The 22,129-nt window shown below is 72.1% G+C and carries 23 protein-coding genes; 15 read left to right on the top strand and 8 right to left on the bottom strand.

Going from position 1 to position 22,129, the window contains the following annotated elements; genetic code table 11:
- Positions 1-44 precede the first annotated feature (44 nt).
- Positions 45-674 (top strand): TetR/AcrR family transcriptional regulator, encoded by a 630-nt coding sequence (locus OG322_RS28140; RefSeq protein WP_124283865.1) that lies wholly within the window; start codon positions 45-47, stop codon positions 672-674.
- Positions 675-699: 25 nt separating this feature from the next.
- Here the strand turns inward: OG322_RS28140 and OG322_RS28135 are convergent, their stop codons facing one another.
- Positions 700-1,227 carry a GNAT family N-acetyltransferase gene (locus OG322_RS28135; protein ID WP_123470208.1) on the bottom strand — a complete coding sequence of 176 codons (528 nt, stop codon included), beginning with the start codon at positions 1,225-1,227 and terminating at the stop codon, positions 700-702.
- Between the two features lie 53 nt (positions 1,228-1,280).
- On the opposite strand from OG322_RS28135, the gene OG322_RS28130 reads away from it, so the two are divergent.
- The gene (locus tag OG322_RS28130) at positions 1,281-2,180 is read left to right on the top strand and encodes a TIGR01777 family oxidoreductase (RefSeq protein WP_123470210.1); all 900 of its coding nucleotides are present in this window, start codon (positions 1,281-1,283) and stop codon (positions 2,178-2,180) included.
- Between the two features lie 262 nt (positions 2,181-2,442).
- Positions 2,443-3,792: an NAD(P)/FAD-dependent oxidoreductase gene (locus OG322_RS28125; RefSeq protein WP_329307177.1), complete on the top strand. Its 1,350-nt coding sequence runs from the start codon at positions 2,443-2,445 to the stop codon at positions 3,790-3,792.
- A gap of 28 nt (positions 3,793-3,820) precedes the next feature.
- On the opposite strand, the gene OG322_RS28120 is transcribed toward OG322_RS28125, so the two are convergent.
- Entirely contained in the window at positions 3,821-5,551 is a 1,731-nt protein-coding gene (locus tag OG322_RS28120) for a regulator (protein WP_123470214.1), read from the bottom strand.
- 265 nt (positions 5,552-5,816) lie between these two features.
- Between OG322_RS28120 and lipB the strand changes: the two genes are divergently transcribed.
- From lipB to OG322_RS28100, 4 genes are all read left to right on the top strand, one after another.
- Positions 5,817-6,629 carry a lipoyl(octanoyl) transferase LipB gene (gene lipB, locus OG322_RS28115; RefSeq protein WP_123470216.1) on the top strand — a complete coding sequence of 271 codons (813 nt, stop codon included), beginning with the start codon at positions 5,817-5,819 and terminating at the stop codon, positions 6,627-6,629.
- 132 nt (positions 6,630-6,761) lie between these two features.
- Complete coding sequence (gene lipA, locus OG322_RS28110) at positions 6,762-7,742, top strand: lipoyl synthase (RefSeq protein WP_123470218.1); 981 nt, start codon at positions 6,762-6,764, stop codon at positions 7,740-7,742.
- Positions 7,743-8,036: 294 nt separating this feature from the next.
- Complete coding sequence (locus OG322_RS28105) at positions 8,037-8,237, top strand: SCO2195 family GlnR-regulated protein (protein WP_123470220.1); 201 nt, start codon at positions 8,037-8,039, stop codon at positions 8,235-8,237.
- Between the two features lie 19 nt (positions 8,238-8,256).
- Entirely contained in the window at positions 8,257-8,967 is a 711-nt protein-coding gene (locus OG322_RS28100) for a DUF4191 domain-containing protein (RefSeq protein WP_123470222.1), read from the top strand.
- Between the two features lie 150 nt (positions 8,968-9,117).
- Here the strand turns inward: OG322_RS28100 and OG322_RS28095 are convergent, their stop codons facing one another.
- The gene (locus OG322_RS28095) at positions 9,118-9,585 is read right to left on the bottom strand and encodes an RDD family protein (protein WP_123470224.1); all 468 of its coding nucleotides are present in this window, start codon (positions 9,583-9,585) and stop codon (positions 9,118-9,120) included.
- Positions 9,586-9,861: 276 nt separating this feature from the next.
- On the opposite strand from OG322_RS28095, the gene glnA reads away from it, so the two are divergent.
- Positions 9,862-11,271: a type I glutamate--ammonia ligase gene (gene glnA, locus OG322_RS28090; RefSeq protein ID WP_123470227.1), complete on the top strand. Its 1,410-nt coding sequence runs from the start codon at positions 9,862-9,864 to the stop codon at positions 11,269-11,271.
- A gap of 34 nt (positions 11,272-11,305) precedes the next feature.
- Here glnA and OG322_RS28085 read toward each other — a convergent pair whose 3' ends face one another.
- Positions 11,306-11,536: a hypothetical protein gene (locus OG322_RS28085; RefSeq protein ID WP_329307176.1), complete on the bottom strand. Its 231-nt coding sequence runs from the start codon at positions 11,534-11,536 to the stop codon at positions 11,306-11,308.
- Positions 11,537-11,691: 155 nt separating this feature from the next.
- Complete coding sequence (locus OG322_RS28080; protein ID WP_123470232.1) at positions 11,692-12,177, bottom strand: hypothetical protein; 486 nt, start codon at positions 12,175-12,177, stop codon at positions 11,692-11,694.
- A 129-nt stretch (positions 12,178-12,306) separates the two neighbouring features.
- On the opposite strand from OG322_RS28080, the gene OG322_RS28075 reads away from it, so the two are divergent.
- The gene (locus OG322_RS28075; protein ID WP_123470234.1) at positions 12,307-12,747 is read left to right on the top strand and encodes a hypothetical protein; all 441 of its coding nucleotides are present in this window, start codon (positions 12,307-12,309) and stop codon (positions 12,745-12,747) included.
- 78 nt (positions 12,748-12,825) lie between these two features.
- Here the strand turns inward: OG322_RS28075 and OG322_RS28070 are convergent, their stop codons facing one another.
- Positions 12,826-13,095 carry a hypothetical protein gene (locus OG322_RS28070; protein ID WP_123470236.1) on the bottom strand — a complete coding sequence of 90 codons (270 nt, stop codon included), beginning with the start codon at positions 13,093-13,095 and terminating at the stop codon, positions 12,826-12,828.
- A 119-nt stretch (positions 13,096-13,214) separates the two neighbouring features.
- Here OG322_RS28070 and OG322_RS28065 point away from each other — a divergent pair, with 119 nt between their 5' ends.
- Positions 13,215-13,574, top strand: coding sequence for an arsenate reductase family protein (locus tag OG322_RS28065; RefSeq protein WP_123470238.1), 360 nt, complete (start codon positions 13,215-13,217; stop codon positions 13,572-13,574).
- A 29-nt stretch (positions 13,575-13,603) separates the two neighbouring features.
- On the opposite strand, the gene OG322_RS28060 is transcribed toward OG322_RS28065, so the two are convergent.
- Positions 13,604-14,512: a Gfo/Idh/MocA family protein gene (locus OG322_RS28060; protein WP_123470240.1), complete on the bottom strand. Its 909-nt coding sequence runs from the start codon at positions 14,510-14,512 to the stop codon at positions 13,604-13,606.
- A 210-nt stretch (positions 14,513-14,722) separates the two neighbouring features.
- Between OG322_RS28060 and OG322_RS28055 the strand changes: the two genes are divergently transcribed.
- The 5 genes from OG322_RS28055 (at position 14,723) to OG322_RS28035 (ending at position 19,779) form a co-directional block, all read left to right on the top strand.
- Positions 14,723-16,201, top strand: a complete 1,479-nt coding sequence (locus OG322_RS28055; protein WP_443066564.1) for a hypothetical protein — start codon at positions 14,723-14,725, stop codon at positions 16,199-16,201.
- A complete protein-coding gene (locus OG322_RS28050) occupies positions 16,198-17,331 on the top strand; it encodes an ARPP-2 domain-containing protein (RefSeq protein WP_123470244.1) in 1,134 nt (377 codons plus the stop codon). The genes OG322_RS28055 and OG322_RS28050 overlap by 4 nt, the downstream gene beginning before the upstream one ends.
- Before the next feature lie 132 nt (positions 17,332-17,463).
- Positions 17,464-18,498 (top strand): glutamine synthetase, encoded by a 1,035-nt coding sequence (gene glnII, locus OG322_RS28045; protein ID WP_123470246.1) that lies wholly within the window; start codon positions 17,464-17,466, stop codon positions 18,496-18,498.
- 79 nt (positions 18,499-18,577) lie between these two features.
- Positions 18,578-18,880, top strand: a complete 303-nt coding sequence (locus OG322_RS28040) for a hypothetical protein (RefSeq protein WP_123470248.1) — start codon at positions 18,578-18,580, stop codon at positions 18,878-18,880.
- Positions 18,881-19,161: 281 nt separating this feature from the next.
- Positions 19,162-19,779 (top strand): winged helix-turn-helix domain-containing protein, encoded by a 618-nt coding sequence (locus OG322_RS28035; protein WP_329307175.1) that lies wholly within the window; start codon positions 19,162-19,164, stop codon positions 19,777-19,779.
- 65 nt (positions 19,780-19,844) lie between these two features.
- Here OG322_RS28035 and OG322_RS28030 read toward each other — a convergent pair whose 3' ends face one another.
- Positions 19,845-21,977: an MMPL family transporter gene (locus tag OG322_RS28030; protein ID WP_329307174.1), complete on the bottom strand. Its 2,133-nt coding sequence runs from the start codon at positions 21,975-21,977 to the stop codon at positions 19,845-19,847.
- Positions 21,978-22,129 lie beyond the last annotated feature (152 nt).

Genomic DNA, 22,129 nt, shown 5'->3' with positions numbered 1-22,129 from the left:
TCAGATCGATGCGGATCGGGCCCGGCCGGGGTAATCTGCGGGGAATGAGCCCCCAGCAGCCGTCACTCACCGAACGCCGCAAGGCCGCGACCCAGCTGGACATCGCACGCGCGGCCGCCGCGCTCTTCGCCGAGCGCGGGCCCGACGGCACCACGGCGGAGGACATCGCCCACCGGGCGGGCGTCGCGCTGCGCACCTTCTACCGCTACTTCCGCTCGAAGCAGGACGCGGTGGGGCCGCTGCTCACCGGCGGCGCCGAACGCTGGCAGGCGCTGCTCGGGGCGGCGGAGCCGGGCGCCCCGCTCGCCGGTGTCCTGGAACGGGCGGTCACGGAGGCGCTGAGTCCGGGCGACGAGCACGCCACGGAGCAGCTCGGCCAGACGCGCGGGCTGCTGCGGGCAGCGCAGGACGATCCGGCGCTACGGGCCGTCTGGTACCGAGTCAACCAGGATTCGGAGGAGCGGCTGCTGCCGGTGCTGACCCGGCTGGCGGGCGACGGGGCGGACCCGCTGGAGATCCGGCTCGCCGCCGCGGCCGCCACGGACGCGGTGCGGGTGGCGCTGGAGACATGGGCGGGCACGGACGCCCCGACGACCGGGGCCGGCTCCCCCGCCGACCTCGCGGTGCGCTGTCTGCATGAACTCACCGGCGGAATGCGGCTGTTCACGGCCTGAGCGGAGAGCCTGAGCGGCGACCCGCTCAAGGAGCGAGCGAACGCCCCATCAGCACATCGTCGACATAGCGCCCGCCCAGGAAGAACTCACTGGGCAGCACTCCCTCGACGACGAACCCCTCCGACGCGTACAGCGCACGCGCGGGCGTGTTGTGCCCGAGTACCCGCAGGGTGATCCGGTTAGCGCCCTGGTTCCGCGCCACCGCCATCGCGGCCCGCAGCAGCCCCCTGGCGATCCCCCGGCCGCGCGCCCAGTCGGCCACGGCCAGGCCCTGTATCTGGCGTACGTGCGTATTGCAGGCCAGCGGGGTCGGCGGGACCAGCCTGGTGTACCCGGCCAGCCGCACCTCGCCCGCCGCGTCCCGTGCCTCGGCCACCAGGAAGTCCGGCGGCCGGTGGCTGTCGTCGAAGAACGGCGGGTACGGCGGCTGCGGCCTCGGCGACACGGCGTGCAGCGTCGACCAGGTGGAGCGGTCGAGTTCACCGAGAGCGGCTTCGTCGGAGAGGACCGAGGGACGGACGGGGTGGGCCGGGTGCGCGGGAATCTCGGACATGCGCGCAACTGTGCCACGCCGCCCCTGCCCGGTCCGTACGGCAGGATGGCACCATGCTGCGCTCCCGTATCGCCGTCACCGGATCGACCGGACTCATCGGAGCGGCCCTCGTGCGCTCCCTGCGGGCCGACGGGCACGAGGTGGTCCGGCTGGTCCGGCACCCGGCCCGGTCCGGCGACGAGGTGGAGTGGGACCCGAAACGCAGTTACGTCGACGTGGCCGGACTGGTGGGCTGCGACGCCGTCGTCCACCTCGCCGGGGCCGGGGTGGGCGACCACCGCTGGACCGAGGCGTACAAGCGCGAGATCCGGGACAGCCGGGTGCTGGGCACCGCCGCGATCGCGGAGGCCGTCGCCTCGCTCGACACACCGCCGAGGGTGCTGCTGGCCGGGTCCGCGATCGGCTTCTACGGCGACACCGGGGACCGGGCGGTCGACGAGAGCGCACCGCCCGGCGACGGGTTCCTGCCATCGGTGTGCGTGGAGTGGGAAGAGGCCACGGCCGCCGCGGAGGAGGCCGGGGTGCGGACCGTGCACGCCCGCACCGGACTGGTCGTCGCCCGGGAGGGCGGGGCCTGGGGCCGGCTCTTCCCGCTCTTCCGGGCCGGGCTCGGCGGGCGGCTGGGCAACGGACGGCAGTACTGGAGCTTCATCGCGCTGCACGACCACATCGCGGCCATGCGGCACATCCTCGACACCCCGGAGCTGTCCGGACCGGTGAATCTGACCGGCCCCGACCCCGTCACCAACGCCGAGGTGACGGCGGCGATGGGCCGGGTGCTGCACCGGCCGACGCTCTTCACCGCGCCCGCACCGGCGCTGCGGATCGCCCTGGGCGACTTCGCCGAGGATGTGCTGGGTAGTCAGCGGGTGCTGCCGGGGCGGCTGCTGGACGCGGGATTCTCGTTCGCCTTCCCCGGGATCGACGCCGCCGTCCGGGCGGCACTGCGCTGATCCGGCCCGCTCCGAGCCGTGGCGGCGGGCCCGCCGCCACCCCCGGAAGCCGGGACTCCCGAACCCCGGAAGTCCCGGCAACGCCAGGAACCCCACCCGTCGGCCAATTCAGACGGATGTGCGACCCCGTGCACCGGTGCCCCGGTGCGCGCGACTGCGCCAATATCCGGCCGCACTCCTAGCCTCATGGCGAACTCGCGCATTCCGGTGGCCTGTTGAGGGCAAGAGCCTCCCACCAATTGCGCCGACTCGGGGAGGGCACGTGCTCAGCACGGCACACCACGCGGACGTCGTCATCATCGGGGCAGGGATCGCCGGCCTGTCAGCGGCCCACCGACTGACCAGTGCGGGAGTGAGCGTCAGCGTCCTGGAAGCCGGCCCCCGGGTCGGCGGCCGGATGCTGACCGAGGAGGTGGACGGGTTCCGGCTCGACCGCCTCGGCCCGCTCCTCAACACCTCGTATCCCGAGCTGTACGCGGCACCGGAACTCGGCGGACTCGTCCTGCGGAACTTCGCCCCCGGCGTGCTCGTCCACAGCGAGGGCCGCCGCTACCGGACCGGGGAGATACGGAGCGCACGGGGCGCGCGCAACGCCCGGGGTGCGCTCAAGGCGGCGCGCGCCCTCGCAAGCGCCCCCCGGACACCGCTGGGCGGGACCATCACCGGGGTCATGGGCGGCGCGATCGACCAGGCCAGGCTCGGCGCGGCGCTGTCCCGCCTCGCCGCCACCCCCCGGGCCCGCGTCCTGGCCCGGCCCGAACGGACCGCGCTCGAAGCCCTGTCGGGCCGCGGCCTGTCCTCCCGTACGCTCAACGACTTTGTGCGCCCCCTGCTCACCGCGCTGCTCAGCGACCCCGGACTCACCACGTCCAGCCGGTGCGCCGATCTCGCCCTGCGCAGCTATGCGAGCGGCAGGCTCTGCGTACCGTCGGGAGGTTCGGGGACGCTGCCCGAACTGCTGGCGGCGGCGCTGCCGCCCGGCACCGTACGGACGGGCGTGCAGGTCACGGCCGCCGACATCACCTCGGTGCGCACCAAGGAGCACGGCGAACTGGGCTGCCGCTCACTGCTGCTGGCCACCGGCGCGGGCGCCGCCGCCGAACTGCTGCCCGGTCTGCGGGTGCCGTCCTTCCGCCCGGTGACGGTGCTTCACCACACCGCCCCCGCTCCCCCGCCGACCGGGGCGTCGCTGGTACTGGACGCCGACCGCGCGAGCCCGGTCGCGCACACCGCGGTAATGAGCGAGGTCGACCCCGCGCGCGCCCCGCACGGCCGGACGCTGATCAGCTCGACGGTGCTCGGCACCCCGCCGCCCGGTCCGGACCGCGCGGTCCGCGCCCATCTCGCCGCGCTGTACGGCACGCCCACCGACGACTGGGAGCTGCTGGCCGTCCACCACGACCCGGAGGCGGTGCCCGCGATGGAGGCCCCGCACGACCCGCACCGCCCGGTCCGGCTGCTCGCGGGCCTGTACGTGTGCGGCGACCACCGGGACACGAGCACGGTCCAGGGGGCGCTGTTCTCGGCCCGCCGCGCCGCCGAGGCGATCCTCACCGACCTGGGCGTACGGCCCGGGTACGGAAACGCCGCCGCACTCCCCCGGGCCGCTTAGGGGCGGCCCGGGGGATCGGGCGCCGGTCTCACCCGAGTGCAGCAACCCGCTCGCGGTATCCGCGCACGGGGGCGGCGTCCCGGAACGGTTCGAGCCGGCGCTCGAAGTCCCGTACGTACTCCGTGGCGCGCACCGATCGCATCTCGGCGGCCTGCTGAGCGGCCTCCGCGCCCAGCCTGCAGGCCTGGTCGAGCTCACCGAGGCCGAGCCGCGCGGAGGCCAGCACCACCCGGCAGAACAGCCGGCTGCGGGCGTACGCGGGGGCGCGAAGCTGGAGCGAGCGCTCCGCGTGCTGCGCGGCGGCCCGGTACTGCTGGAGGTCCCGGTGGCAGTGCCCGAACTCGTCGGCGAGCTGGGCCTCGTCGAAGTAGCGCGCCCAGTGCGGCACCTCGTCCCCGAGGCGGGAGACCTCCAGCGCGCGCTCCGCCCGCGCCAGTGAGGCCGCGCAGGCCTTGGCCTCCCCGAGCACTCCGTGGCCGCGCGCCTCGACCGCGTGCAGCAGGGCCAGGACCGCGTTCGGCGCAGCCGAGCCGATGCCCTGCTGAGCCACCCGCGCCAGCTGCACCGCTTCCCTGCCGTGTCCGAGGTAGACCGCCTGCCTGCTCATGGTGATCAGGACGTAGCTGCCGTAGGCCCGGTCCCCGGCGGCCTGGGCGAGGCGTAAGGACTGGACGAAGTAGCGCTGGGCGAGCCCGTGCGCCGCGATGTCGTACGAGGTCCAGCCCGCGAGGCGGGTCAGATCGGCGGCGGCGGCGAACAGTCGGCGTCCGGTGGCCTCGCTGTACGTGCCGCGCAGCATCGGTTCCGTCTCGTGCTCCAGGTACCGGACCAGGGCCTGCCGGGCGTGGCCGCCGCCGTATGCGTGGTCGAGGGTGCGGAAGAGCTCGGCGACCGACCGCAGAGCGGCGACGTCGCCGCTGCCGACCTTCTGGCCGGAGCACCGGTCGGTCTGCCGCTGCCGGGGGACGCCCGGCGGTACCGGGGAGCCCGCCGGGGCGGGGAGCGCGGGTGAGCCGGGGAGCCGGGGCGCAGCGGGGCCCCGGTGACCCGGACGGCCGCCGAGGGCGGGGGTGCCGCCCTGTTCGGGCACCGCGCCCAGAGCGCCGCCGAGGCCGCCGGACGCGGTGAGTCCGGCGCTCCCGGAGTGCCCGTTCGCTCCGGTGCCGTACGTCCCGTTCAGTCCGGACGCCCCACGTGGCCCGCCGACCGCCTGGACACCGTGTGTCCGGCCGCCGGGGCCGGGAGCCCCGCCGCCGGCCCTCACCGGTCCGCCGGCCGCGCCCACGACCGCTCCGGGCTCGACACCGCGCCCCACCCACTCGTCCGCCCGGCCGATCAGCCAGTCCCGGCTGGGGACGACCAGTCCTGCCGGGGTGAAGGCGATCTTCCGCAGCTCCGCATGGCTGCCGGAGTCCTTCCGCCAGAGTCCGCTGACGATGTCGACCGCCTCGGCGGGGGTGGCGGCGAACTCCAGGCCCGCGTAGACGGGAGCGCAGGCGTCGAGGCCCAGGTCCTGGGCGGAGAGTCTGCGCCCCAGCCGCCGGGTGAACACCTCCGCGATCAGTGCCGGGGTGGTCCCCCGCGGCTGCTGGCCGCGCAGCCAGCGGGTCACGGAGGTCTTGTCGTACCGCAGGTCGAGGCCGTGTTCGAGGCCGAGCTGGTCCACCCGGCGGGCGAGGCCGGCGTTGGAGAATCCGGCTTCGGTGATGAGCGAGGCGAGTCGGCGGTTGGGGGTGCGCTGCGGAGGTCGTTCCGACATCAGCTGTACGGTCTCCTGCCTTCGGGGCCGGGCGGGCAGCCCTTATGGAACGGCGCGAATTTAGCGGCCTGCGGGGCGACCACGGCCACGTTCGCTTCACATTCATCCGATCGTGTGAGGATTGCGGGGACGCTGACGGGAACAACCTGCCGGGCCGACAATCCGGGACCGGTCGTACAGTTGCGGGAGGCGCGATTCGGTGCATGGTGACGTGGCGCCGGGGACACCCCCCGGCCGCGGCACCGCAAGGAGAAAGGCTGCTGCCGTGACTGAGCTTCGGTTCGTCCGTCTGGGGTTCGGCGAGGAAGCCGTCGACTACCAGGAGGCCTGGCAGAAGCAGCGCGAGGTGCACGCGGCACGGTTCGAGGACACCGTCCCCGACACCTGCCTGCTGCTGGAGCACCCGCCCGTCTACACGGCCGGCCGGCGCACGGCGGACAGCGAGCGCCCCCTGGACGGCACGCCGGTCATCGACGTGGACCGCGGCGGCAAGATCACCTGGCACGGACCGGGCCAGCTGGTCGGCTACCCGATCCAGAAGCTGCCTCGCCCGGTGGACGTGGTCGCGCACGTCCGCCGTCTGGAGGAGGCGCTGATCCGTACGGCGGCCGAGTTCGGGGTGGGGACCAGCCGGGTCGAGGGCCGCAGCGGCGTCTGGGTGCTCGGTGACCCGGTCGAGGAGCGTCCGGCGATCGGCGGCCTCTCCCTCGACTTCGACCCGAGGCTCCGGGACGAGGAGTTCGACGCCCGGCTGAACGGCCCCGAGTACGCCCCGTCCAACGCCGGCCAGCGCCGCGAGGACCGCAAGCTGGCCGCCATCGGCATCCGGGTCGCCAAGGGCGTGACCATGCACGGTTTCGCGCTCAACGTGAACCCGGACAACACCTCGTTCGACCGGATCGTGCCGTGCGGCATCCGGGACGCGGGCGTCACCTCGCTCGCGTACGAGCTGGGCCGCGACCTCGGAATCGCGGACGTGCTCCCGGTCGTCGAGAAGCACCTCAGGGACGTCCTGGAGAACGCCGAGCCGGCCCCGCGCACCATCGAGCGCGCGGCCGATGCCGTGGCCACGGCGTGACGCTCGGAACACCGCTCCGGGAATAGGCCCTGCCGGCCACAGGTTGGGCAGACGTAAAGCCGTATGAACTACGGGCGTACCCTGGTGTTCGCCGAAGAATCCAATGCAGTGAAAGCAAAGGGGAGTGCCGGAGTGTCCGCTGTCGCACCCGACGGGCGCAAGATGCTGCGCCTTGAGGTCCGGAACAGCCAGACCCCCATCGAGCGGAAGCCCGAGTGGATCAAAACCCGGGCGAAGATGGGCCCCGAGTACAACCAGCTGCAGAAGCTCGTGAAGAGCGAGGGTCTGCACACGGTGTGCCAGGAGGCGGGCTGCCCCAACATCTTCGAGTGCTGGGAGGACCGCGAGGCCACGTTCCTCATCGGCGGCGACCAGTGCACCCGGCGCTGTGACTTCTGCCAGATCGACACGGGCAAGCCCCAGGAGCTGGACCGGGACGAGCCCCGCCGCGTCGGTGAGTCCGTCGTCACGATGGACCTGAACTACGCCACCATCACCGGCGTCGCCCGCGACGACCTGGAGGACGGCGGCGCCTGGCTGTACGCGGAGACCGTGCGCCAGATCCACGCGCTGACGGCGGAGCGGGAGACCGGCCACACCAAGGTGGAGCTGCTGATCCCCGACTTCAACGCAGAGCCCGCGCAGCTCGCCGAGGTCTTCTCCTCGCGCCCCGAGGTGCTGGGGCACAACGTGGAGACGGTGCCGCGGATCTTCAAGCGGATCCGCCCCGGCTTCCGGTACGAGCGTTCCCTGGAGGTCATCACCCGGGCCCGTGAGGCCGGTCTGGTGACCAAGTCCAACCTGATCCTCGGCATGGGCGAGACCCGCGAGGAAGTCAGCCAGGCACTCCGGGACCTGCACGACGCGGGTTGCGAGCTCATCACGATCACGCAGTACCTGCGGCCGACCCCGCGCCACCACCCGGTCGAGCGCTGGGTGAAGCCGCACGAGTTCGTGGAGCTCAAGGACGAGGCCGACGCGATCGGCTACTCCGGTGTGATGTCCGGGCCGCTGGTCCGTTCCTCGTACCGCGCGGGCCGGCTCTTCCAGCAGGCGATCGAGCGGCGCGGCGCCACCGCCACCGCACCGGCCGCGCAGCAGACGTCCGTGTGAAACCGGGCACAAGAAGCTACTGAACAGTAATAACTGATTCGGCGCGGCCCGTCCGCTCCTCGCAGGTCGGAGGCGCGGATGGGCCGCGCCGACGTGCGCGGCGCCCATATCAAGGTTTCATTGGTGTTTGACCGACCGGTCATGCGCTGGTAACACCGAGCAGTGACCCTGGATGCACGCGGCGCAGTGGCTTTCCCGGCCGCTGCCACGCCGCTTCCGTATCCAGTCCGCGCAACACAGTCCGCCCACTGAGCGCCGCTCAGTCCGCGCATCCGTTCCGAGGGGACTTCCACGATGCAGGCCGCGCCGGTACGCGCCACCGCCATTCCGACCGTCACCAACGCCCTCCGCGCCGTCGAGTCGCTGCTGCTGAGCAGCGGCCAGCGCACCGCCCGCCGCAACGCCTGGACGGCCGTCCTGGAGGACCGCCGCCGGGCCAAGGACCGGGTCGAGTCCGAGTACGTACTGGAGGCCGTGGCCGAGCACCGTTCTTAGGCCACGTAAACTTCATTGCATGGCGAGGAAGGCAAAAACCACTGAAGGCGCGGACAGCGCCGAGAACGCGGGGCGGCTCAAGCAGATCGCCCTGACCTACAAGATGACCAGGCGGACCGACAGCAAGATCGGTCTTGTCGTCGCGGGTGTGGGAATCGTCACCTTCGGTGTCCTCCTCGCGATCGGTTTCCTGATCAACCACCCGATCTACGTGGGCATCCTGGGCTTCGTGCTCGCCCTCCTCGCGATGGCGATCGTCTTCGGACGGCGTGCCGAGCGGGCCGCCTTCGGGCAGATGGAGGGGCAGCCGGGCGCTGCGGCCGCGGTGCTGGACCGCGTGGGCCGCGGCTGGTCCACGACCCCCGCGGTCGCGATGAACCGCAGCCAGGACGTCGTCCACCGCGCCGTGGGCAAGGCGGGCATCGTGCTGGTGGGCGAGGGCAACCCGAACCGGGTGAAGACCCTGCTCGCGGCCGAGAAGAAGAAGATGGCCCGCATCGTGGTCGACGTACCCGTGCACGACATCATCGTCGGCAACGACGAGGGCCAGGTGCCGCTCAAGAAGGTGCGCACCAAGATGCTGAAGCTGCCGCGAGTCCTGACCGGCCCCCAGGTGACCGCCGCCAACGACCGGCTGCGCGCGATGGGCGACCTGATGAGCAACATGCCGCTGCCGAAGGGCCCGATGCCGAAGGGTATGCGGATGCCGCGCGGCGGAAAGATGCGCTGACGCACGAAGACGGCACATGAAGAGGGCGGGTCACGAACCAGGAGTTCGTGACCCGCCCTCTTCATGTGCCGTCTCAGCCGGCGGACTCCGTGGGCCCGCCGCATCGCGCGGCCGGCCCATGGATACGGATCCGCTCAGATACGGACCTGCTCAGATACGGACCTGAACGGCGCGGGCCAGCCGGTCATGCAGGCCCCGGCCGTCGCGGTCCCAGACCAGGGCCGGGATCACCAGGCACAGCAGCACGCTGCGCACCAGCACCCTCCCGAGCCCCAGCCGCCCGCCGCCCTCGGCGACGACCCTGATGCCCAGGAGGCGCTTGCCGGGCGTGCAGCCGATGGTGCCGACGGTGAGCAGGCTCAGTACGAGGAAGATCCCCAGCGCCCAGTTGCCGGCGGCCTGCTGGTCACCGCGAGCGAACAGCCCGTATGCGATCAGCAGGCACAGGGCCCAGTCGATGAAGATCGCACCGAAGCGGCGGCCGAGCGGCGCCACGGCCCCCGGCCCCTGCTCGGGAAGACCGAGCCTCTTGCCCCGGTACCCGAAGTCGGCGCCCATCTCCTCGGCTGCCGCACGCGGCCCGGAGAGCCACGATCCGATTGCTTGCCTGTTGTCCACCCGACCACGGTACTGCGCCCGCCCGAGCCCCCTGCCGGGCGGGTGGAGCCGCCGCCTTGGGACACCGCCGGGAAACCGGCCCGGAACCCGCCCGGAACCAGTCGCCGTACGCTCACGAGGCGCTACTCACACCCGGCTCGGTTAACTTCGGCGAAACAAATGGGTCATGCTTGAGAAATCCGGTCTGCCTATGGTCGGGTCCAGCGTGTGCCACCGCACTGGCCGCACAACGAGCTGCAACCCCGTCCCGCCCGGGCCGGGAGTAGGAGGAGTTGGATGTTCCAGAACGCCGACGACGTGAAGAAGTACATCGCCGACGAAGACGTCAAGTTCATCGACGTCCGGTTCTGCGACCTGCCCGGTGTGATGCAGCACTTCACCATCCCGGCGGCGGTCTTCGACCCGACCGAGGAGCTGGCCTTCGACGGCTCGTCGATCCGCGGCTTCCAGGCCATCCACGAGTCCGACATGGCGCTCCGCGCGGACCTGTCGACCGCTCGTGTCGACCCCTTCCGCCGCGACAAGACCGTCAACATCAACTTCTTCATCCACGACCCGATCACCGGCGAGCAGTACAGCCGTGACCCGCGGAACGTGGCCAGGAAGGCGGAGGCGTACCTGGCCTCCACCGGTATCGCCGACACCGCGTACTTCGGTCCCGAGGCCGAGTTCTACGTCTTCGACAACGTCCGCTTCCAGACGTCGGCGAACGAGAGCTTCTACCACATCGACTCCGAGGCGGGCGCCTGGAACACCGGGTCGGAGGAGAACAACCGCGGCTACAAGGTCCGCTACAAGGGCGGTTACTTCCCGACCCCGCCGGTCGACCACTTCGCCGATCTGCGTGCCGAGATCTCCCTGGAGCTGGACAAGAACGGCCTCCAGGTCGAGCGCCAGCACCACGAGGTCGGCACGGCCGGCCAGGCCGAGATCAACTACAAGTTCAACACGCTGCTCGCCGCGGCCGACGACCTGATGCTCTTCAAGTACATCGTGAAGAACGTCGCCTGGCGCAACGGCAAGACCGCGACCTTCATGCCGAAGCCGATCTTCGGCGACAACGGCTCGGGCATGCACGTCCACCAGTCCCTGTGGGCCGGCGGCGACCCGCTGTTCTACGACGAGCAGGGCTACGCGGGCCTCTCGGACATGGCGCGCTACTACATCGGCGGCATCCTGAAGCACGCCCCGTCGCTGCTGGCGTTCACCAACCCGACGGTGAACTCCTACCACCGTCTGGTCCCCGGCTTCGAGGCCCCGGTCAACATGGTGTACTCGCAGCGCAACCGCTCCGCCGCGATGCGCATCCCGATCACGGGCTCCAACCCGAAGGCCAAGCGCGTCGAGTTCCGCGCCCCGGACCCGTCGTCCAACCCGTACCTCGCCTTCTCGGCCCTCCTGATGGCCGGCCTGGACGGCGTGAAGAACAAGATCGAGCCGCCCGAGCCGATCGACAAGGACCTCTACGAGCTGGCTCCCGAGGAGCACGCCAACGTGCAGCAGGTCCCGACCTCCCTCCCGGCCGTCCTCGACGCCCTTGAGGCGGACCACGAGTACCTCCTGGCAGGCGGCGTCTTCACGCCCGACCTGATCGAGACGTGGGTCGACTTCAAGCGCACGCAGGAGATCGCCCCGATCCAGCTGCGGCCGCACCCGCACGAGTTCGAGCTCTACTTCGACCTCTAGGGATCACGCAGACAGACGGTACGGCCGAGGGCCGTCACCCCGCGCGACGCGGAGGGTGACGGCCCTCGGCCGTACGCTCTTCGGCGCAGGGGCGGGTCAGGCCCGGCGCGACCGCGTCGTAGAAGCCGGCGTGGCCGGGCTCGCCGAGCACCAGGACGACATGCACGGTCCCGGCGGTCCTGATCCCGGGCACCGCACCGCTCAGCCGCTCCCACGCCGTGTCGGGGCAGCTCTCGATCCGGCTCCGCACCCCGGCGTCCCGCATGTACCCCAGGGCTGTCGGACAGCGCGGGTTCTCAACGGTCGATCCGGAAGCCGCTGCCCGTCCGTCGCGGGAGGGTCAAGCCGTGCCGGGCGGCGGGCCCGTCGTCGACGGGCCCGGATCGACGGAATCCGCGGCCCCGGACCGAGGGCGGCGCCTCAGTGCCTCAGTGCCTCGCCCACCTCGGCCCTGACGTCGCCTTCGAGCTTGCGGTTGCTGCGGGCGGTGGCGTCCTTGGTGCCCTTGGCGGCGACGTCATCGACCGTCACCACGACCGTGTCGAGCAGATTCCCGCTCGGGTCGCGGAAGTTGATCTGCACGGCGTAGGACTGCTTCGAGTCGGTGCCGTTGCGCACCGTGACCTTCGAGGTGGCGTGGCCGTCCTTGCCGGTGGCCGCCGCACCGGCCTTGACGTCGCCGCTCGCGTTCACGCCGTTCTTGAAGCTGTTCAGCTTGTCCTCGGCGGCGGCCGTCGCCGAGGCGACCGCGTCGGCGCCCTTGGACGCCACCGAGGAGGCTGCCGACGCCGCTTGGGAGACGGTGCCGGACGCGCTGCCCCCGTCGTGCGAGCACGCCGTCGCCGTCGCCGCCACGATGACCGCCGCCAGCACAGCACCTGCGCCCCGTACGCCTCGCCCAGTCATCGCGCCTCCCAGCACTCGTCCATCGCCCCAAGTCAAGGCGGCGTCAGGTGGGGGCGCATGCGGTACGGGCCGGACGGGTGAGGGGGCGGCGGGGTCGCGGGCCGGGGCGGGAGCATGGAGGGTGGTGGCATGAGCGAGCAGGCGACCGACGACGGACCGGACGGGCCGCAGCCCCCTCGGCGGCGGCTCTGGCCGTGGGTGCTGCTGATGGTCCTCGTGCTCCTGGCCCTGGCCGCGGGCGCGGTCTCCGCGGTCCTGGCCCACGGGATCTCCGAGCAGAGCTCGCAGAGACTGCGAGTCAGGTACGAGGTCACCGGCACCGCCAGGGACGTGACGCTCACTTACAGCACCTGGCAGGGCGAGGCCCTGTCGACCGGGCGGCTGACCCTGCGGACCCTGCCGTGGGCCGGGGAGCTGGAGACGCGGGGATTCATGAACGGCGGCTCGTTCGTCGTCAGCCTGGGCAGGTCCGGCGGCGATGTCGCCTGCTCCGTGAGGGTGGACGACATCACCCGGCGGACCGACCGCGCCTCCGGCGCATTCGCCACCGCCACGTGCGACGGGTACTGATACGCGGCTGCGCCCCCGGACATCCCGGGGGCGCAGCCATCGGATCGGGGCGCAGCGGGTTGGATCGGTGGCCGGCGGTCAGCGGCCGTAACGGATGAGCGCGCGGACCATGCGGCAGGTGGTGTCGGACGGCGGGTGGATGCCGAGCAGTTCGGCGGTCGTACGTATCCGGGCGTTGCTCGCGCTCGACGGCTGGTGAACTCCCGTGTCGAGCAGGGCGATCGCCAGGCGCATCGCCTTCAGCCGGCGGTTGTGGGCGACGTACCACTCACGGGGGCGGCCGGCGGGGAGACGCTTCTTCTGCAGGGGCTTGTGGAGCGGCTTGGTCGTGACTGCGGCAACGGCCATTGGCAACCTCCTGGCACGGTGGTGGAACCCTCACGAACTACCTCCATTTTACTGCCCAGGACTGACAATCGCCCCTGGCCAGAGGGGTTTTCGCGGGTCCATCCCGTACCGTTGGCCCCATGGAGATCTGGATCAATCCCGCCTGTTCCAAGTGCCGCAGCGCGGTGCGGCTGCTCGACGCGGAGGGCGTCGGCTACACCGTCCGCCGCTACCTGGAGGACGTGCCGTCACCGGACGAGATCCGGGCCGTGCTCGACCGGCTCGGGCTGGAGCCGTGGGACATCACGCGGACGCAGGAGGCGGACGCGAAGGAGCTCGGGCTCAAGGAGTGGCCGCGCGTGGCGGATGCGCGGGAGCGGTGGATCACGGCGCTCGCCGCGCACCCGAAGCTGATCCAGCGGCCGATCATCACGGCCGAGGACGGCACGGCCGTGGTCGCGCGCACGGACGAGGCGGTACGGGACGCCATGGGGCGCTGAGCCCCACCCGGGCCAGTGGCGGGCGCCCGCTAAGCGCCCGCCTGCGCCTCGGCCTCCGCGAGCAGTTCCGTCAGCCGGAGCCCGAACCGTACGTCGCAGGGGTGCGCCACCCCCGTGCGCACCGATTCGATCAGCGCGTCCACCGCGGCCCGGAAGGCACCCACGGCGCCGTCCCACCGGGGCAGCCCGACGGTCCCGTGCTCGCCCCTGAGCTCGACCTCCACCCCGGCCGCCGCCACCGGGGCGGCCAGCGTGAGCGTCACCGTGCTGGAGGCTCCGGAGGCGTGGCCGAGGATGAGGTGGTGGGTGTCGGCGGGGCCGCGCGCGGCGGTCAGCCGGGTCACCTCGCCGAGCACCGGGATGAGGACGGAGAGCGCGTGCGGGCCGACGTCCCAGAGGCCGCCCTTCTCGTGGCGCCAGGGGGAAGCGGCGTACTCGCTGTCCACGCCGGGTGCCCACAGGGCGCCGATCCAGTGGGCGTGCGCGGTGAACCAGCCGCCCGCCGCGCTCTGTTCGGCGATCCAGGCGGAGGTCTCCGGAGCGAACCGCAGCGTGCAGAAGACGATGGAGGCGACCCGGGACCGCTCCGCGGCCTCGGCCACCTCGCGGGCGGCCGCGACGCTCGTGGCGACCGGCTTGTCCATCAGCAGATGGCAGCCGGCCGCCGCGGCGCGGGCGGCGAGCGGGGCCTGGACGTCCGGCGGCAGGGCGAACGCGACGGCGTCGCTCGCGGCGAAGAGCTCGTCGAGCCCCGCGTCACCGGTGTACGCGGGGGCGCCATGGGCGGCGGCCAGCTCCCGCGCCGCCTCGGCCCGGCGGCCCCACACCCCGCTCAGCACGGCGCCGGGATGCGCGGCGAGGGCGGGGGCCTGGGTGTTGCGGGCCCACGGGCCGGTACCGACCAGGCCGATACGCAGGGGGGTCACGGATATCGTCATGGGACAAGTGTGCCCGGTGCGGCCTGGTCCCGAAGGAATGCGGTGGCGGGGTGCGTGGCCGGGCGGTTACGTTGGCGGGGCCGGCCGCGGGACTCCGGTGCGACTTCCGGGACTTGCCTGTAAAGCAAATATTTCGCTGCTCGCGCCCCCATTCCCCGGCCGGCTTCCGCTTGCGCGTACCGCCTCGCGGAACACCACGGGGGATTCATCATGACGACCGAGACCTTTGCCGACCTTGTCGCCGCCGAGGACGTGCTCCTCTTCGTCAACGCGGCCATCACGGCCACCGGCCAGCGCGAGTTCCACTCGGACGCGGACCGGCAGCAGCTCTCGCTGGACTTCCTGCACGCGTACGTACGGGTCAACTACCGCCGGGTGTACGCCGCCTCGCTCGCCCTCGACATCAACGACCACAACGCGGTGCGCATCGTGCAGGGGCTGCTGGAGCACGCCGTCGAGGCCACCGCCGAGGAGAAGCGCACCGAGGGCCGGCTGATCGCCGCGCGGCTGGCGAAGCTGCCGCCGCAGCGGGTGTACCGGCTGTTCCGGGGACTGCGCGCGGCCAAGGTCAACAACCGGCGCACCCGCGCGATCATGCGCGACTGGCTGGCCGCGCGGCCCGATCCGGCGCATGACGCGGTGAAGTACCGCTCGGGGCTGAAGAACGCGGCCCGCCACGCGCACCTGCGGCTCGGCGAGAGCGGTGCCAGTGGCGCCGGCGATGAGCTGGGTGACTTCCTCTTCCGGCCCGGGAAGCTGCCCCGCTACCGGCACCGGCTGCTCGACGCCTGGCGCCGCGCCCACTACGAGCAGGGCGCCGTCGGCGAACTCCCCTTCACCGTCGCCGAGGGCTTCGCGGCCCGGCACGGCATGAAGCGCGAGGCGTTCCTGGAGCGGATGGTGCCCCGGATGACCCGGCTGGAGCGGCTGCGCACCCAGGGGCAGCGCGGTGCGGCCGCTCCGCAGGGGCTGCCGACGGGTGTCGATCTGACCGTGATGCCGCTGACCCGGCTCGCCCTGTACGTCCTGACGTTCCCCGCGGAGCTGCGCGGGCGCCACCGCGAGGAGCTGACCTCGGCCCTGCGCACCGCGGCCCGCCGCGCGGCGGGCCCGCACGCCGGGGGCTGGGGGCGGGTCGCCGCCGTACTGGACGACAGCTACTCCTCGTCCGGTTCGGGCGAGAAGCGGCGCCGTCCGCTCGCCGTGGCGCTGGCCTGCCACTTCCTGCTGGAGGCACTCGCCGCGCCGGGCGCGTACACCCCGCTGTGGACCTCCGGCGCCGGCGATCCGCTGCTGGTCGTGCCCTGGGGTCCGACGCCGCTCGGCAGCCGGGTGCTGGACGCCCTGGAGTACGGTCCCGACCGGCTGGTCATCGTCTCGGACGGCTGGGACAACGCACCTCCCGGGCTCGCGGGCGAGGTGCTGCGGGTGTGGCGGACCAGGCTCGATCCGGACCGGCGTACGGCGGTGGTCCATGTGAACCCTGTATACGACGCGGACGGTTTCGACGTCCGGCGGCTCTCCCCGAGTGTGCCGACGGCGGGTATCCGGGACGCGGAGGATCTGCCGTCCCTGGTGGAGATCGCGCGGTTCTCCGAGGGCCGGACCGGACCCGCCGCGCTGCACGCGTACCTGGACCGGCGGGTCGCCCGGTTCGTGACGGCCGGCCAGGAAGGGGACCCGCTGTGAACACGCTCGAACTGACCGGGCTCACCGCCCGCCCCTCGCAGGTCTGGGGCGGCATCCGGCTGGTGCCGCTGGTGCGCGAGAAGCCGGTCGAGGGGCTCCGGCTGCACCGCGAGGTGTACGCGGGCGGCGGGAGCGGTGTCGTGGAGGTGGGGCCGCGGACCCACTACACCTCGTACATCCCGCACGGCTTCGTCGCCGACTGGTCCGGCGAGGGTGCCGGGACCGCCGCGTACGGCACGCAGCTGACGGCTCACGGCGACGCGGGGAGCGTGCCGCCCAGGACCGTACGGCTGCCGCGCCACCGCCACCACCGGATGGCCAAGCGGCAGCCCGGCGACCGGCTGCGCTTCCTGCCGCTGCACCTCGCGATGGAGGGCTATCTCTCGCTGCACTTCGGCGGACCGTCGACCGCCTGGGAGGAGTGGTCGCGGCAGGCGCTGCGCGACGGCCTCTCGCCGCGTGCCGAGGACGCGTACCTGGGGTGGTCGGTGCGCGGGCTGGGCGACGCGCTGCGGGTGTTCGAGATCCATCCCGGCCAGTGCGGGGTGATGGTGTACGCGGCCGACGCGCTCGCTGCGGCCTTCGTGGTGCCGCACCCCGACGACTACCGCCTGCTGCACGCGTCGCTCGTCCAGGACCTGTACGGGGAGCTGGTCCACCAGTACGCGCTGTACGGCGCCCCGGTGGCCGGTTTCGGGGCACGGATCGCCAACGGGCCGGGGCTGAACACGCTCGCCGGTCTGCGGGCGGCCGCGCGGGAGCAGGAGCGGGAGTGGACCGAGGCGCACGACTCGCTGTTCGCGCGGGAGCTGCTGGACACCTCGTACGGCTTCGACCGGGTGTACCGGATGGGTTCCTTCACGCTGTGGCGGTTCCTGCCGCCCTTCCTGCGGAACCGGGGCGGGCAGCACATCGGCGAGACGATCACCGACTCCTCGGGGCGGGTCGCCTACCTGAAGACGTTCCGGCTGTCCGAGGCGCAGATCCGGCGCGGTCATCTGCTGCGAGGGCTCGCCGACGCGGACTGGCAGCTCCCGCGTGCCGCGGTGGCGCTGGGCGCGACCGAGGCGGAGCTGGTGCGGCGGATCCGGGCGGCCGGCTTCGAGCCGCTGCTCAGGGACCGCGGCTGAGGGCCCGTGCGACCGGCCCGTTCTCGCACGGAAACCTCGGTAACACGGGGTTCACACGAGGGCAACGGACGGGAAATCGCGTCTTGCGAAGCTGCGCTGCATAGACCGCAGCACCCCCGAAGGATGGCTTCCGTGACGTTCAAGGCTGAGTACATCTGGATCGACGGCACCGAGCCGACCGCCAAGCTCCGCTCCAAGACGAAGATCTTGCCCGGTTCCCCGTCCTCCGACGTGTCGGAGCTGCCCATCTGGGGCTTCGACGGGTCGAGCACCAACCAGGCCGAGGGCCACGCCTCCGACCGGGTGCTGAAGCCGGTCTTCACCTGCCCGGACCCGATCCGCGGGGGTGACGACGTCCTGGTCCTGTGCGAGGTCTTCCATATCGACATGACCCCGCACGAGTCCAACACGCGTGCCGGACTGCGCCCGCTCGCCGAGCGGTTCGCGGGCCAGGAGCCGATCTTCGGCATCGAGCAGGAGTACACCTTCTTCGACGGCCACCGGCCGCTCGGCTTCCCCGAGGGCGGCTTCCCGGCCGCACAGGGCGGCTACTACTGCGGCGTCGGCGCCGACGAGATCTTCGGCCGCGACATCGTCGAGAAGCACCTCGACAACTGTCTGAAGGCGGGCCTGGGCATCTCCGGCATCAACGCCGAGGTCATGCCCGGCCAGTGGGAGTTCCAGGTGGGCCCGCTGGCTCCGCTGGAGGTCTCCGACCAGCTGTGGATCGCCCGTTGGCTGCTCTACCGCACCGCCGAGGACTTCAACGTCTCCGCGACCCTCGACCCGAAGCCGGTCAAGGGCGACTGGAACGGCGCGGGCGCGCACACCAACTTCTCCACCAGGGCGATGCGCGAGGGCTACGACGCGATCATCACGGCGTGCGAGTCGCTGGGCGAGGGCTCGAAGCCGATGGACCACGTCAAGCACTACGGCGCGGGCATCGACGACCGGCTGACCGGTCTGCACGAGACCGCCCCGTGGAACGAGTACAGCTACGGCGTCTCCAACCGCGGCGCCTCGGTCCGTATCCCGTGGCAGGTCGAGCAGGACGGCAAGGGCTACATCGAGGACCGCCGTCCGAACGCCAACGTCGACCCGTACGTCGTCACGCGGCTGATCGTCGACACCTGCTGCGCCGCGCTGGACAAGGCCGGCCAGGCCTGATCCCGCGGCAGCAGCCGTACGAGGGGCGGACATCCCGGGCGAGTTCGTCCAGGTGTGGCGCCTGCCGGAGCCGGAGCCCGTGCCGGGGATCGCGCCGGAGATCCTCGATCAACTGGAGGAGCGGGTGCGGGCGTTGCCGCGCGGCGGGTACGGCAGCGTGGCGGAGCTCGCCGAGTCGGCCGAGGACTGCCTGGTGAAGGACGGCGTGCACCCGGTGGGCCCGGCGCAGGCACGCCTGCTGGTGGAGCGGCTGTGGCCGGCGCAAGCGGCTGGTGGGTTGAGGGCGAGGACCTCTCCCGGCCCGGTCGGGAGGGGGAATCCGGTCCGGACGGGGAATCCGGCCGTCCGCACCGGAGGCCCGATCCACGGGCGCCCGAGGTGAGGAAGGTAACGCAAAGGGTCCGTATCGACGGGTGGGAGAGGTCTGCTGCGGGGTCGTTTTCTCTGGTTCAATGGGGGCATGGCCAGCTTCCAGCACACCTCGACAGGTCGCAGCGACCTCGAGCCCTTCTGGCCTTCCCGTCAGCATCACGACTTCGACCGGGTGTGTTGCCGCGCGTTGAACGCGCTGGCCCTCTAAAGCCGCTCACCCCGGTCTTCGGTCCGCGCGCACGCAGCAAGTCCGTCCACAGACGACTCCTTCGCGCGAAAGAGCTGACCCTCATGGCGAACACCCGTACCTTCTCCGCCGCAGCCGCTGCCACCGCAGCGCAGACGGCGACCGCTGCGGCCACCCCCAACCGTCCGCCCTCCCCCAACCGGCACCGGCTGCGCGCCGTCGCGCCGGACGAGGTCTTCCAGCCGGCCGATGTGGCCGCGTTCCTGGCGCCTGGCACGACCTGGCTGCCCGCACCCCAGCACACCCTGCCCGCGCGGCCGGGCCGGCCGCCGATGGTCGGCTATCTGGTGCTCGTCCCCGCCGACCAGCAGCCGGCGCTCGCGGCCGCGGCGGCCGGGGCCGCCCAGTACGTGGTGCCGGAACTGCTGGAGGACCCGGCCACCGGTCCGGTGCGCATCGACCCCGTCCAGCGCACCGCCACGGTGAACGGGAACACGCTCGACCTCACCTACCTGGAGTTCGAGCTCCTCGCACATCTGGTGGCGCACCCGCACCGGGTGCACACCCGCGACCAGCTGGTCACCACGGTCTGGGGCTACGGGCATGTCGGCGACGGGCGCACCGTCGACGTCCACATCGCCCGGCTGCGCCGCAAGCTGGGCGTCGAGCACCGCCGGTCGATCCAGACGGTGCGGCGCGTCGGGTACAAGTACGCGCCCTGAGCAGCGCGCGGTGGGCCCCGGCTCCGGTACGTACCGGAGCCGGGGCCCACCGCGGGTGCCGGGGTTCAGCCGCGCAGCCCCGTTCCCACCGGGTCCGCCGCGGGGCCGGGCTCCGGCTCGCTGTGGTCCAGGGCGGGCAGCCGGGACAGTCCGCGCGGGGTCCGCCAGTTCCGCTCGCCGAGCAGCGCCATCACGGAGGGCAGCAGCACCATCCGGACGATCGTCGCGTCCAGCAGCACCGCGACGGCCAGGCCGACGCCCATCTGCTGCATGTCCTGCATGGACAGCGTCCCGAAGACCGAGAACACCGCCACCATGATCACGGCCGCGCCGGTCACCGCACCCGCCGTCCGCCGGATGCCCTCGTCGATCGCGGCCGGGGTGGAGAGACCGCGGCCGCGGGCCTCGCGGATCCGGGAGACCACGAAGACGTGGTAGTCCATCGAGAGCCCGAACAGGACGACCAGGACGAAGAGCGGCATCCAGGACTCGATCGCGCCGACGCCCTCCGAGCCGATCAGCGAGGCGCCCCAGCCGTGCTGGAAGACGGCGACCATCACTCCGTACGCGGCGCCCACCGAGAGCAGGTTGAGCAGGATCGCGGTGACGGCGATGACGTAGCTGCGGAAGCAGAACAGCATCACCAGGAAGGTCACCGCGGTGATGAAGAGGAAGACGGGCAGGATGCCGCGCTTCAGCTGGTCGTTGAAGTCCGTGGACCCGGCCACCTCACCGGTCACATAGGCACGGGCGCCCGTTCCGTCGAACGCGGCCGGCAGCCGCTCCTCGCGCAGTTCGGTCAGATCGCTCTCGCCGTGCGGCAGCGGAATCTCGATCTCCGCGACGTTCTGCGCCCGGTGGACGGCCACCTTGTCGAAGCCGTCGAGTGCCTTGCGTACGCCGGGTGCCTCGATGTCGTCCGCCTCGACGACCACCTGGGCCGGGGCGGGCCCGCCGGGGAAGGCCTCACTGATGCTGCGGTAGGCGACCGCGAGCTGGGAGTTGGAGCCGAACTGCTTCTCCAGGCCGAGCTCCTCGGTCTTCATACCGAGGGCGGGCGCGGCCAGCACGAGCAGCACGACGACCGCGGCGGCGGCGAAGAACTTCGGCTTGGACAGGACGGGGCGCAGCAGCTTGCCGGCGATCCGGCCGCTCTGCTTCGTACCCCGTTTGCCGCGCCGGTTGAGCAGCGGCACCCGTCCGGCGTCGATCCGGTCGCCCAGCCAGGAGAGCAGTGCGGGCAGTACCGTCACGGAGCCCATCATGGCGATGAAGACCACGATGATCGTGGCGAGTGCGAAGCCCTTGAACAGCAGCAGTCCGGACAGGAACATGCCGGCCATCGCGACCATGACGGTCAGCCCGGAGACCAGGACGGACCGGCCGCTGGTCGCCGCGGCGATCCGCAGCGCCGTCTCGGCGTCGCGCCCCGCCGCCCGCTCGTCCCGCTCGCGCCGCAGGTAGAAGAGGCAGTAGTCGACGCCTACGGCGAAGCCCATCAGGAACATCACGGAGTACGTGGTCTGGAAGAGGTGCAGCTGGTGGCTGGCGAGCGACAGCAGACCGAAGGCGGCCAGGCAGGCGGTCAGCGCGAGCCCGACGGGCAGCAGGGCCGCGACCACGGCGCCGAAGGCGACCAGCAGAATGCCCAGCGCCAGGGGTACGGCGGTGAACTCGGCCTTCTTGAAGTCGTCGGAGAGCAGGTCGCCGAGCCACTTCCCGGCGCTGGCGTCGCCGAACTGGTGGACCGTGACGTCCGTCCGTTCCTTCTGGACCCCCTCGACGGCGTCCAGGACGGGCTGCACCCGGTCGGACGCGGTGGCAGCGTCCCCCTTCATCTCGAAGGTGATCAGTGCGTCCTTGCCGTTCTCGGAGGCGACCGGAGCCGCGAGGCCCGTCACCTCACCGGTCTTCCCCAGGGCCGCGGTCAGCTCCCGCGCCGCGGTCCGCCAGCCGTCCGGCTCGGCCGACGACACCATGACCAGCTCGCCCGACCGGTGGCTGAGGCCGGCGTCGGAGAGGATCTGCTCGGCACGCGCCGAGTCGCCCGCGCCGTTCTCCGCGTTGGTCATCTCGACCATGCCCGACGCACCGCCGATGCCCGCGGCGAGCACGACGAAGAGCAGCCAGCCGAGAATGGCCGTCTTTCGGTGGTGTGCGCTCCACACACCGATACGTGCCGCGAGATTGCGCCCCATGGCGGGTTCGCCCCCTGAATGTAGTCGTCGGAAAAGACACCTCGAATCTAGGAACCCCGGGCCCGCCGCCCCAGCCGCTGGAACCCCCACTCCGCGTGACGTAGGGCGAGGTAACGGGGGTGGTGCTGGGTACACCCCGGCCGGGTGTCGAA

This window comes from Streptomyces sp. NBC_01260 (assembly GCF_036226405.1).
Taxonomy (GTDB): domain Bacteria; phylum Actinomycetota; class Actinomycetes; order Streptomycetales; family Streptomycetaceae; genus Streptomyces; species Streptomyces laculatispora.
Note: the sequence above shows the minus strand (reverse complement) of the source record. Positions and strands in the feature narration are given on the sequence as shown.

Bases quoted from the DNA above. Each gene is read 5' to 3' on its own strand.
- OG322_RS28140 (WP_124283865.1), top strand. From the start codon at position 45: ATGAGCCCCCAGCAGCCGTCACTCACCGAACGCCGCAAGGCCGCGACC.
- OG322_RS28135 (WP_123470208.1), bottom strand. From the start codon at position 1,227: ATGTCCGAGATTCCCGCGCACCCGGCCCACCCCGTCCGTCCCTCGGTC.
- OG322_RS28130 (WP_123470210.1), top strand. From the start codon at position 1,281: ATGCTGCGCTCCCGTATCGCCGTCACCGGATCGACCGGACTCATCGGA.
- OG322_RS28120 (WP_123470214.1), bottom strand. From the start codon at position 5,551: ATGTCGGAACGACCTCCGCAGCGCACCCCCAACCGCCGACTCGCCTCG.
- OG322_RS28105 (WP_123470220.1), top strand. From the start codon at position 8,037: ATGCAGGCCGCGCCGGTACGCGCCACCGCCATTCCGACCGTCACCAAC.
- OG322_RS28100 (WP_123470222.1), top strand. From the start codon at position 8,257: ATGGCGAGGAAGGCAAAAACCACTGAAGGCGCGGACAGCGCCGAGAAC.
- glnA (WP_123470227.1), top strand. From the start codon at position 9,862: ATGTTCCAGAACGCCGACGACGTGAAGAAGTACATCGCCGACGAAGAC.
- OG322_RS28085 (WP_329307176.1), bottom strand. From the start codon at position 11,536: ATGCGGGACGCCGGGGTGCGGAGCCGGATCGAGAGCTGCCCCGACACG.
- OG322_RS28080 (WP_123470232.1), bottom strand. From the start codon at position 12,177: ATGACTGGGCGAGGCGTACGGGGCGCAGGTGCTGTGCTGGCGGCGGTC.
- OG322_RS28075 (WP_123470234.1), top strand. From the start codon at position 12,307: ATGAGCGAGCAGGCGACCGACGACGGACCGGACGGGCCGCAGCCCCCT.
- OG322_RS28070 (WP_123470236.1), bottom strand. From the start codon at position 13,095: ATGGCCGTTGCCGCAGTCACGACCAAGCCGCTCCACAAGCCCCTGCAG.
- OG322_RS28065 (WP_123470238.1), top strand. From the start codon at position 13,215: ATGGAGATCTGGATCAATCCCGCCTGTTCCAAGTGCCGCAGCGCGGTG.
- OG322_RS28060 (WP_123470240.1), bottom strand. From the start codon at position 14,512: ATGACGATATCCGTGACCCCCCTGCGTATCGGCCTGGTCGGTACCGGC.
- OG322_RS28055 (WP_443066564.1), top strand. From the start codon at position 14,723: ATGACGACCGAGACCTTTGCCGACCTTGTCGCCGCCGAGGACGTGCTC.
- OG322_RS28035 (WP_329307175.1), top strand. From the start codon at position 19,162: ATGGCGAACACCCGTACCTTCTCCGCCGCAGCCGCTGCCACCGCAGCG.
- OG322_RS28030 (WP_329307174.1), bottom strand. From the start codon at position 21,977: ATGGGGCGCAATCTCGCGGCACGTATCGGTGTGTGGAGCGCACACCAC.